The organism is Terriglobales bacterium, from assembly GCA_035561515.1.
Lineage (GTDB): Bacteria > Acidobacteriota > Terriglobia > Terriglobales > Acidobacteriaceae > DATMXP01.
In genome coordinates this window covers 21,351-27,838 of the sequence record DATMXP010000055.1, presented here as the reverse complement: position 1 = coordinate 27,838, position 6,488 = coordinate 21,351, and the positions used below count along the sequence as shown (strand labels likewise).

Below are 6,488 nucleotides of genomic sequence, written 5' to 3'. Positions count from 1 at the left end.
AGAACGGAACTTGATGTTCGGATTGTGCTTCGCCAGCACCTTCGTGATCGCCGCCGTCAACGTCGTCTTGCCGTGATCAATGTGTCCGATCGTCCCGATGTTTACGTGCGGCTTGCTGCGGTCAAACTTTTCTTTCGCCATTTAGATCTGCTCCTGAAACTCGTTACTTCGAAACTGCCTTGCCCTGAACGCGGGCAATAATCTCTTCCGCCACCGAACGCGGCGCTTCTTCGTACCGGGCGAAGTGCATCGAGTACGTCGCACGGCCCTGTGTGGAAGAACGCATGTTGGTCGCATAACCGAACATTTCGCTCAACGGAACCATCGCCTTCACCACCTGCGATCCGGCGCGATGCTCGAGGCCTTCAATGCGTCCACGACGGCTGTTCAGGTCGCCGACGATCGTGCCCATAAACTCTTCCGGAACCACGACTTCCACCGACATAACCGGCTCGAGAAGAACCGGACTGGCCTTCTTCGCGGCTTCCTTGAAGGCCATCGAACCGGCGATCTTGAACGCCATTTCGCTGGAGTCGACTTCGTGGTAGCTGCCGTCGTAGAGCGTGACCTTCACGTCCACCATTTCGTAGCCGGCGAGAACGCCGCCTTCCATGGCTTCCTTGATACCCGCATCGACCGGCTTGATGTATTCCTTCGGAACCGATCCGCCCGAGATATCGTTCACGAACTCGTAGCCGTGACCTGGGTTGGGTTCCATGCGAATCTTGACGTGTCCGTACTGGCCCTTACCGCCGGACTGACGGATAAACTTGCCTTCCGCCTCGGAGTTCTTGCGGATGGTTTCGCGATACGCGACCTGCGGCTTGCCAACATTGGCTTCCACTTTGTACTCGCGCATCATGCGGTCGATGATGATCTCGAGGTGGAGTTCGCCCATTCCCTCGATGATCGTCTGGCCGGAATCCGCGTCCGTCGAAACACGGAAGGTCGGATCTTCCTGCGCCAGGCGACTGAGCGCGAAGCCCATCTTTTCCTGGTCGCCCTTCGTCTTCGGCTCGACTGCAACCGCGATAACCGGCGCCGGGAACTCAATCGACTCGAGCAGCACGGGGTGCTTCTCGTCGCAGATCGTGTCGCCCGTGATGACGTTCTTCAAACCAACGCAAGCGCAGATGTCGCCCGCGAGGATCTCGTTGATCTCCTCGCGCTTATTGGCATGCATCTTCAGCAGGCGGCCGATACGCTCGGTCTTGTTCTTGCCACCAATCTGCACGCTGTCGCCGGTCTTCAACGTTCCCGAGTACACACGGATAAACACGAGCTGTCCGACGAACGGGTCGCTCATGATCTTGAACGCCAGCGCCGAGAACGGCTCGTTGTCTTCGGCTTTGCGCTCGATCACTTTCTCGGGATTGTCGGGATCGTGGCCCTTGACGGCGGGAATATCGATCGGGGAGGGCAGGAAATCAACCACCGCATCCAGCAGCGGCTGCACACCCTTGTTCTTGAATGCTGTTCCGCAGATAACCGGGAAAACTTTCAGAGCGATCGTCGACTTGCGCAGCGAAGCCTTCAGCTCTTCAGGGCTGATGGTCTCGCCTTCCATGTACTTGTGAAGGAGCTCATCGTCGTTCTCGACGATCGTTTCCACCATCTGGTTATGGAATGCCTGAGCCTTCTTCTTGAGGTTCTCGGGGATCTCTTCGACGACGTACTCGGCGCCCATCGTCTCATCGAGGAAGAGAACAGCCTTCATCGAGAACAGGTCAATGGCACCTTTGTAAGCGGATTCCTGGCCAACGGGAAGCTGGATCGCAACCGGACGGGCATTCAGGCGCTTGCGGATGGTGTCCATCGCATGCTCAAAGTCGGCGCCCGTCTTGTCCATCTTGTTGATGAAGCAAATGCGCGGAACACCGTACTTATCGGCCTGACGCCACACAGTTTCCGACTGCGGCTCGACACCGTGAACGGCGTCGAACACGGCCACGGCGCCGTCGAGGACGCGCAGCGAGCGCTCCACTTCGGCGGTGAAATCCACGTGACCGGGTGTATCAATAATGTTGATGCGAACGTCGCGCCAGTTGCAGGTGGTCGCGGCGCTGGTGATCGTGATGCCGCGCTCCTGTTCTTGCTCCATCCAGTCCATCGTGGCAGTGCCTTCGTGGACCTCGCCGATACGGTGCGTGCGTCCCGTATAGAACAGGATGCGCTCCGTCGTCGTGGTCTTACCGGCGTCGATGTGAGCCATGATGCCGATGTTGCGGCAACGCGATAATGGAACTTGTCTCGCCACTTCTTTCCCTAATCTGCCGACTCATAAAAAGAGGGCCGGCACCTCACCCCAACGTGGCGCAGGCCTCTCGTGCCTGCGCTCCGGTTGATTCTTACCAGCGGTAATGCGCGAATGCTTTGTTCGCTTCCGCCATACGGTGGACGTCTTCGCGCTTCTTCACTGCGCCGCCACGCCCATTTGCCGCGTCGAGCAATTCATTGCTCAACTTATCGGTCATGCCCTTTTCCGCACGTCCGCGCGAGTAGCTGACAATCCAGCGAATCGCCAGCGAAGTGCGCCGGTCCGGATTCACTTCCACCGGCACCTGGTAGTTCGCGCCGCCCACGCGGCGGGTCTTCACTTCGAGCAACGGCTTGCAGTTCTCGACGGCCTTCTTGAACAGCTTCAGGGCTTCGTCGCCGCCCTTCGACTCCAGCTTCTTCATGGCGTCGTAGAAGATGTTCTCCGCCGTGCTCTTCTTGCCGTCCCACATCATGGAGTTCACGAATTTGGTGACCAGCGTTGACTGGTACACGGGATCCGGCAGAACTTCACGTTTCAGCGATGCATGACCTTTTCTAGGCATATCTACTCTCTAAACTCTTCTTAGCTCTTGGGGCGCTTCGCGCCATACTTCGAACGGCCCTGCTTGCGGTTCGCGACGCCAACGGCATCCAGCGTTCCACGGATCACGTGATAACGAACACCCGGCAGGTCCTTCACACGGCCGCCGCGGATCAGCACGATCGAGTGCTCCTGCAGGTTGTGGCCGATGCCAGGGATGTAAGTCGTCACTTCGATCTGGTTCGTCAGGCGAACACGAGCGACTTTGCGCAGTGCCGAGTTCGGCTTTTTTGGCGTCTGGGTGTACACACGGGTGCAAACACCACGCTTCTGCGGCGAACTCTGTAGAGCCGGGCTGGCCGTCTTGTAGTTCGGCGCCGTGCGGCCCTGCTTCACCAACTGATTAAACGTAGGCACTCTTCATTGCTCCTTTGCGCACGCACATTCCTGTCTGGCCCGCGGCCAAACCCATGCCGGCGCTTACATCACCCGTTTCACAACTTGACGACGGGGCTGATACGCTCGTGCGCACCATACTTCCCTGGCGTAAGTGCAGGGAAAATTCGCTGAATTGAGTCGGAGACCGACGGTGATACCGCGCCCTAAACTGGCGATACTCCGTTTCGTTCTCGGGAACCTGCATACCCTCTCAGGGTGAGAGGAAGCGCAGATTCGTTTCTCGCGAGAGGTGCTGAACCACACTCCGTTCAGCTTCGAAAATACAGCTCAGCCGCTATAGGCAGACCAAACTTACTCGCAGAACTTTTCAAATATAACAACTCTGCCTAATTGCGTCAACAAATTGGGCGATTGGACGGGCTTTGAATACGCTTGGGATGAACTTCTCTCAAAAACCAGTACGACCCCATCCTCGCCGATTCCCCGAAGTTCATCTCCTGAAGTCTGGCCAATCGCGCTCTCAGCTCGTCTTTTCAATCAGATGCAGTCATGTCACCGCCGGATTCGCTTCACCCATATTCAACCAAAGATTCCGAAGTTGCATCTATCGGTACACGTCCAAGTGAGCCTCCGGATACATGCGTTTCGCATGCTATTCTGAGTTGCCACTTCGGGAAGGAGCGAGTTAGTGACACCCCTTTTCCGTTCATTTGTACGTTTGACCACAACCTTTTTATTGGTCGCCGTGTTTAGCGGCCTTCCGCAACAGCTTCTGGCGCAGGAGCACGTGGTAAGCTCCGATGCCATTCAACGAGAACTGCTCAAATCGGCGGCCCAGCGCAGCCAGAACGAGCAAAGCTTGAAAGCTTTCTTCGGGTCGGAGCAAGCCACCCGGTCGCTGAAGAAGGCCGGCATCAACCCTGAGCAGGTAACAAACGCTATTTCCCAGCTCAGCGACGACGAGTTGGCCCAGATCTCGGCAAAGGCGCAGAGTGCGCAGAACGATTTCGCCGCGGGCGCTCTAACCAACCAGGAGATTACCTATCTCTTGATCGCCCTCGGTACGGCTGTGATCATTCTGGTCATTGTTGTGGCGTGATATCGGTAGTACGAAAGTTCTCACCAGCTTTGGCCATGGCAGTGCTCACGTGCGCTGCCATGGCGCAAACTGTCCGCTGGCTCGACGTTCCCTTCGTGGCGCAGAAACCGAATGGCTGCGGTTCTGCCGTTATTTCGATGGTAATGCAGTACTGGAACGCACACGGCCGTCAGATTCCGGCCGAGACTCTCGATCCCGATCAGATCCAGGCAGAGCTTTATTCGCCGGAAGAACGCGGCATCAAGACATCCGCCATGTCGCGGTACTTCCAGGAACACGGGTTTCGTTCTTTCGCGATCAAGGGTCAGTTGCACGACCTGGCGAACCACATTGCCAAAGGACGTCCTTTGATCGTGGCGCTGGCACCCGCCCAGCCTTCGCAGCCGATTCATTATGTAGTAGTCGCGGGCGTGAATACCTCGGAAAACGTGGTGCTAGTGAATGATCCGGCGCGGCGAAAACTGCTTAAGATGGATATGCGCGATTTCGACAAAGCGTGGTCGCGTACCGATCGCTGGACCCTGCTCGTTGTTCCGAAAACCTAGTCTCGTCTCGTACATATCCGTACTGCTGCTCGTAGGCTCGCTCGCGTTCGCGCAGGCTCCTGCCTCGTCTGATTCCGATGCCGAATTCCAGCGCGGCATAAGGCTCGCGAAAGAGGGTAACTCCGATCAGGCTCGCCAGGTCTTGTCCGAGGCGCGCCGCCGATTCCCTTCCGACAAGCGATTTCCGATCGAACTCGCCGGATTGTCTTTCCAGTCGAAGAACTATCCCGAGGCAAAAAACCTGCTGAAACAGGCACTCACGCTTGATCCGCACGACGAGTACGCCACCAATTTTCTGGCGTCCATTTATCTGCTGGAAGGTAATCTCGACGCGGCTCTTCTCTATTGGAATCGTATCGGCCGGCCACAGGTCAGCGACATATCATTCGAACCCGCTCCGAAGACCGATCCGGTTCTGGTCGATCGCACGCTCACGATCGCCCCTGCGAGTCTGCTGAAACTGGATGCATTCAAGACTTCGCAGGCGCGTCTTCAGGGCCTCGGCGTCTTTGCTCCTGTACGCTATTCACTCCTGCCGAAGGCAGATGGCGAATTCGATCTCTCGATTCGCGCACAGGAGAAGAACGGCTTCGGCAACACCAAGCTTGAGGCTCTTCTTCGTCTCTTCCGCGGCCTGCCTTACCAGACGCTTTATCCCGAGTACTTCAACGCCGGCCACCGCGCCGTGAACATCACTTCATTATTACGCTGGGATTCCGACAAGCAGCGAGCCAGCTTCGCCGTTTCGGCGCCACTGAAGCGGAATCCATCTTTGCGATACGCCTTCTCCGCCGATTTTCGCGACGAGAACTGGGTTCTTTCGCCGGACACCGCGGCCGCTCTTCCGTTCCATTCGCAACAGTTTTCCTTTGCGGTCGCGCTGAAACAGGTCGTCAGCGGCAAATGGAATTGGCAATCCGGCGCGTCGGTAAATCACGACTCGGCTCCGCTGCTCACCGTTCCCGACCTCTTCGCGCGCGGCTACTCGCTTCAATACTTCGCCGGAATTGAACGCAAACTGCTCGACGACCCCGAGCACAGGGTTTCTCTGACCGCGCGCTTGACCCCGACGATCGGCCGCAATTTCGGCGATTCAAGCAGTTCCTTTGCCCGCCTGCAGTCCGCGGTCGACCTCAGTTGGCTTCCCGGCAGAAAGGTGGGCGACTACGAATTCACCTCTCGTCTCTCCGGCGGAGGCTCCTGGGGCACTTTGCCCTTCAGCAATCTGTTCATGCTGGGCGCGGAGCGCGACAACGATCTCCTGCTTCGCGGACATGTTGGCACTCGTGATGGCCGCAAGGGCAGCGCGCCGATGGCTCGCGATTACCTGCTCGCCAACCTCGAGTTCACCCGCCGTGTATTCAACAACGGCTTCGTCGATTTACGTCTGGGACCGTTCCTCGATATCGGCCGGCCATATCGCACACTCAACTCGCAATCGAGTGAGCGCTGGCTCTACGATCCGGGGCTTGCCCTCAAGGTCCGCATACTTGGCGCTGCCACCTTTACCCTCACCTACGGACGCAACCTGCACGAGCACCGGAACGCGTTCTATGTTTCGGCCCTCCAGTAGTTCGTTCGCCTCGGCACCTTCTCCGATTACGCGATTCCCTCGTAAACCGCTACAATACTTGTTTACCCCCCA

Annotated in this window: 6 protein-coding genes; 3 read left to right on the top strand and 3 right to left on the bottom strand. The window is 57.5% G+C overall.

The features are described from left to right. Window positions 1-163: 163 nt before the first annotated feature. The 3 genes from fusA to rpsL all read right to left on the bottom strand — a co-directional run bounded on the left by fusA (window position 164) and on the right by rpsL (window position 3,217). The gene (gene fusA / locus VN577_23820) at window positions 164-2,257 is read right to left on the bottom strand and encodes an elongation factor G (protein ID HWR17878.1); all 2,094 of its coding nucleotides are present in this window, start codon (window positions 2,255-2,257) and stop codon (window positions 164-166) included. Window positions 2,258-2,348: 91 nt separating this feature from the next. After that, entirely contained in the window at window positions 2,349-2,822 is a 474-nt protein-coding gene (gene rpsG / locus VN577_23815) for a 30S ribosomal protein S7 (protein ID HWR17877.1), read from the bottom strand. Between the two features lie 20 nt (window positions 2,823-2,842). Then, entirely contained in the window at window positions 2,843-3,217 is a 375-nt protein-coding gene (rpsL, locus tag VN577_23810; protein ID HWR17876.1) for a 30S ribosomal protein S12, read from the bottom strand. Between the two features lie 670 nt (window positions 3,218-3,887). Between rpsL and VN577_23805 the strand changes: the two genes are divergently transcribed. From VN577_23805 to VN577_23795, 3 genes are read left to right on the top strand one after another with little or no spacing between them, the layout of a single operon-like run. Further along, complete coding sequence (locus VN577_23805) at window positions 3,888-4,298, top strand: hypothetical protein (protein ID HWR17875.1); 411 nt, start codon at window positions 3,888-3,890, stop codon at window positions 4,296-4,298. Window positions 4,299-4,333: 35 nt separating this feature from the next. Then, a complete protein-coding gene (locus VN577_23800) occupies window positions 4,334-4,843 on the top strand; it encodes a C39 family peptidase (protein ID HWR17874.1) in 510 nt (169 codons plus the stop codon). Next, window positions 4,827-6,416, top strand: a complete 1,590-nt coding sequence (locus tag VN577_23795; GenBank protein ID HWR17873.1) for a tetratricopeptide repeat protein — start codon at window positions 4,827-4,829, stop codon at window positions 6,414-6,416. The genes VN577_23800 and VN577_23795 overlap by 17 nt, the downstream gene beginning before the upstream one ends. Window positions 6,417-6,488: the final 72 nt, after the last annotated feature.